The sequence below is a fragment of the Dolichospermum sp. LEGE 00240 genome, from assembly GCF_015207875.1.
Taxonomy (GTDB): domain Bacteria; phylum Cyanobacteriota; class Cyanobacteriia; order Cyanobacteriales; family Nostocaceae; genus Dolichospermum; species Dolichospermum gracile.
Genome location: NZ_JADEVZ010000149.1, coordinates 1 through 3,502 on the forward strand (window position 1 = coordinate 1; position 3,502 = coordinate 3,502).

General features: G+C 38.8%; 1 protein-coding gene. It reads right to left on the minus strand.

Features of this window, described 5'->3' with window-relative positions; all coding sequences use genetic code 11:
• A partial coding sequence (locus IQ226_RS24575; RefSeq protein ID WP_370567230.1) for a CheR family methyltransferase occupies positions 1 to 3,357 on the minus strand: 3,357 nt, incomplete at its 3' end.
• Positions 3,358 to 3,502 lie beyond the last annotated feature (145 nt).

The window sequence follows — 3,502 nt, forward strand, 5'->3', positions numbered from 1 at the left end:
GCTAGAGGGGGTAGGGGGGGTAGAGGCAGCAATGGATTCTATGACTATATCGGTGGCTTTCAGGTTAGTTTGCAGAGGTAGCCTAACGGTAAAAGTTGAGCCTTGACCTTCACCTGGACTGGTGACTGTGATTGTACCACCGTGAAGTTCTACCAAATGACGCACTATGGCCAGCCCTAGTCCCAAACCAGGATTTGACTTGGTTTTACTGCCATCAGATTGACGGAAGCGGTCAAATACATAAGGCAGAAAGTCAGGACTAATACCTTTCCCTGTGTCCTTAACTTGAATTTGTGCTTGAAAATCACTGTAATCTAAACTGATATCAATTCTGCCGCCCGGGGGAGTAAATTTAATCGAGTTAGAAAGTAAATTCCAAATTACCTGTTGCAAGCGGATCGGATCTCCGAGTACAGTTTTGGCATCAGGATCTAGTCTTGATTCAATTTGAATATTTTTTGCTTCTGCGGATAAATGCACCACGTCTATGGCTGCGGAAATCACAGGAATCAGCTTCACTGTTTGAGCATCGAGACGCATAGTACCACTGCTAATTCGGGAAACATCCAATAAATCCATAATTAATAGGTTTTGAGCTTGGGCAGAGCGTTCAATGGCTGCTAATGCCTGTTCAGTCTTCGCCTCATCCAGTTTCTTCAAGCTCAATAACTTCGACCACCCTAACAGAGAATTGAGGGGGTTTCGCAATTCGTGAGAGAGAACGGATAAAAACTCATCTTTGGCGCGGTTAGCTGTTTCTGCCGCAGTCCGGGCTGATTGTTCTTGTTCTAGGAGTTGAATCCGTTCTGCTTCAAATTGCTTTTGTTGAGTAATGTCCTCAATTACTAGCAAAATCAGGGAATCACCTTCTATTTGTGGCATTTTCCGAGCATTGAGACACATAACTTTATGGCCGATTTGCTCAAAATTATGCTCAACTTCCACATCTTGAAATTGAGTTTGGTGGGTAATAATATTTTCTAAGAGCGATCGCAATTGAGCAATATCCCACTGTCCATTACCGATTTCATAAATCAGGCGATTTTCTGTTTCTTCTCGCATCACCCTAAATGTGTCATAGAAAAATTGATTAGCCGTAACCACCCGTAAATCTGTATCTAGCACCACTAAAGATTGGCGGACAGTATCTACAATCGCTTCTGCATAATTACGGGCTGCTCTAAGTTGATCTGTACTATGTTTGAGTTCATCAATATCCACCAAAACTACCACAGCACCATCAATTTTGTTATCTATCGTCCGATAAGGTCTAATGCGTAAATCATACCAATGACCATTCTGGTCTTGCACTTCCTGAGTTTTAAAATTCAGAGTGCTAATTACTTCTAAAATTTGTGCTTCTAAATCTGGTATATTTAACTTATGTTTAATATCGGTTAATGGTCGTCCCACATCCGAAAAAATTAAATTAAATATTGCCCCTGCTACCGGAGTAAAGCGGCGAATTTCTAAATTACTACCTAACATTAAGATAGAAATATTAATACTAGTTAGCAAATTTTGTAAATCATTACTGACCTCATTAGATTCAAGATTCCGGCGTTGTAGTTCATCATTAATAGTATTTAATTCTTCATTAGTAGCCTGAATTTCTTCCTTTGCTGTTTGTAATTCCTCATTGGTACTTTGCAACTCTTCGTTACTAGAGAGAATTTCCTCATTCGCTGCTTTCAAATCTTGATTAGAAGCTTGTTGTTCTTCAATAATTGATTGCAAATACTCTTTAGTAGTTTTTAATTCCTGTTGTAAATGAGCAATTTCTTTAACATAAATGTTATTTTGCTCCTGCACAGATTCAACATCGGTATTGAATAATTCCCGCACAGAATTAACTGCTGGCAATGATTCCATAAACAAAACTAAAAACAAATCTTCTGCCTCTTGATTAGGCATTTGAAAAGGAATTATCTCAATATTCACTAGCCTAACTAGCTCATTTTTGATAATTTTTATCCCTTCTTTTTTAACTGCTACCCGTTGCCGTTTAGCTTGATGAATGCAGGTACGTAAATCAAGCCGGAATTCTTCCTTGGCCATTTTCAGCAAATTAAAACTCGGTTTGCCTGGTGCTGGTTCTAAATAAAGACTTGTCTGACCTCGGAATTGCAAAATTTCTAAATCCTTATCAATAACCACACCCACAGGAGCAAATTGATTTAACACAATCCTGTCAGCTTGTTTCTGTATTTCTATATCATTCCAAGAAATATCAGGTACTGATGGTTGCAGTTTGAGACTTTCTACAGGATGGTGACTAGCGATGATCTCAATCGCTAATGGGACAGATGTGCTTTTTCGACCATATATTTTGTACTTTTTATCCACCACAGTAAATAACTCAGCAAATTCCCCCACAGTTTCTGATGTACCTAACATTAAAAAGCCTGTAGGTTTAAGACCATAATGGAAGATTGGCACAATTTTCTTCTGGACAGGAGAACCCAAATAAATCATCACATTGCGGCAAGTAATGAGATCCAATCGAGAAAAAGGCGGATCATTAATTAGGTTTTGTTTGGCAAAAACACACAGTTCTCGGATTAACTTGCTAATCTGGTAGCCATTCTCTGTCTGCACAAAGAAACGTTGCAATCGTTCGGGAGAAATATCTGCCACTTGATTGGGTTTGTAAATACCAATTCTCGCTTTTTCTATAGCTACATCATTTACATCTGTAGCAAAAATTTGGATGGGGATATTCATTGCCTGATTGGTTAAAAATTCTATTAAGCAAATGGCTATAGAATAGGCTTCTTCACCACTGGAACATCCTGCTATCCATATACGGATAGGATCATCAGTTTTACGCTGCTTAGTAATAATGGGAAATACTTTAGTTTTTAAAGCTTCAAATGCTTCTGGCTCTCGGAAAAAACTGGTGACAGTAATTAATACATCTTGATATAATGCGTTAACTTCAACTGGGTGAGTTTGCAGAAAATAAATATAATCTTCTAATTTATCTAATCTATATAACATCATCCGGCGCTGAATTCGCCGCTTCAAAGTCGTATGTTTATAATAGGTAAAATCAACACCAGTAGCCGCCCGGAGAAGCTGGAAAATATGTGATAAAGGATCTGTTGGTTCGGCGATGACTTCAGTTGTCACAACTGGTTCTGATTCTGTAATGTAGGGATGAGAACTAATATTTGCTAGTTTCTCAGCAATTTGTTGGGGAGTGAGGATAAAGTCTACATAACCAGAAGCGACAGCAGTATTTGGCATGGTGCTAACCATTCCTGCTTCTTCAGCTTGAGCAAAGGTAATACCTCCTGCACCTTTGATGCTTTCTAAACCCCTTGTACCATCTTCATTACCCCCCGACAGCACCACACCAATGGCTTTACTACCTACAGCAGTTTGCGATCAAGTCCAGTACAAAAATAGCTATCTAAATAGGGTCAAAAAACAATCCACAATGATTAAACCAATTGAGAGCATTTTCATCAGTAATAGCATTAACCGCCATAGTAATTGC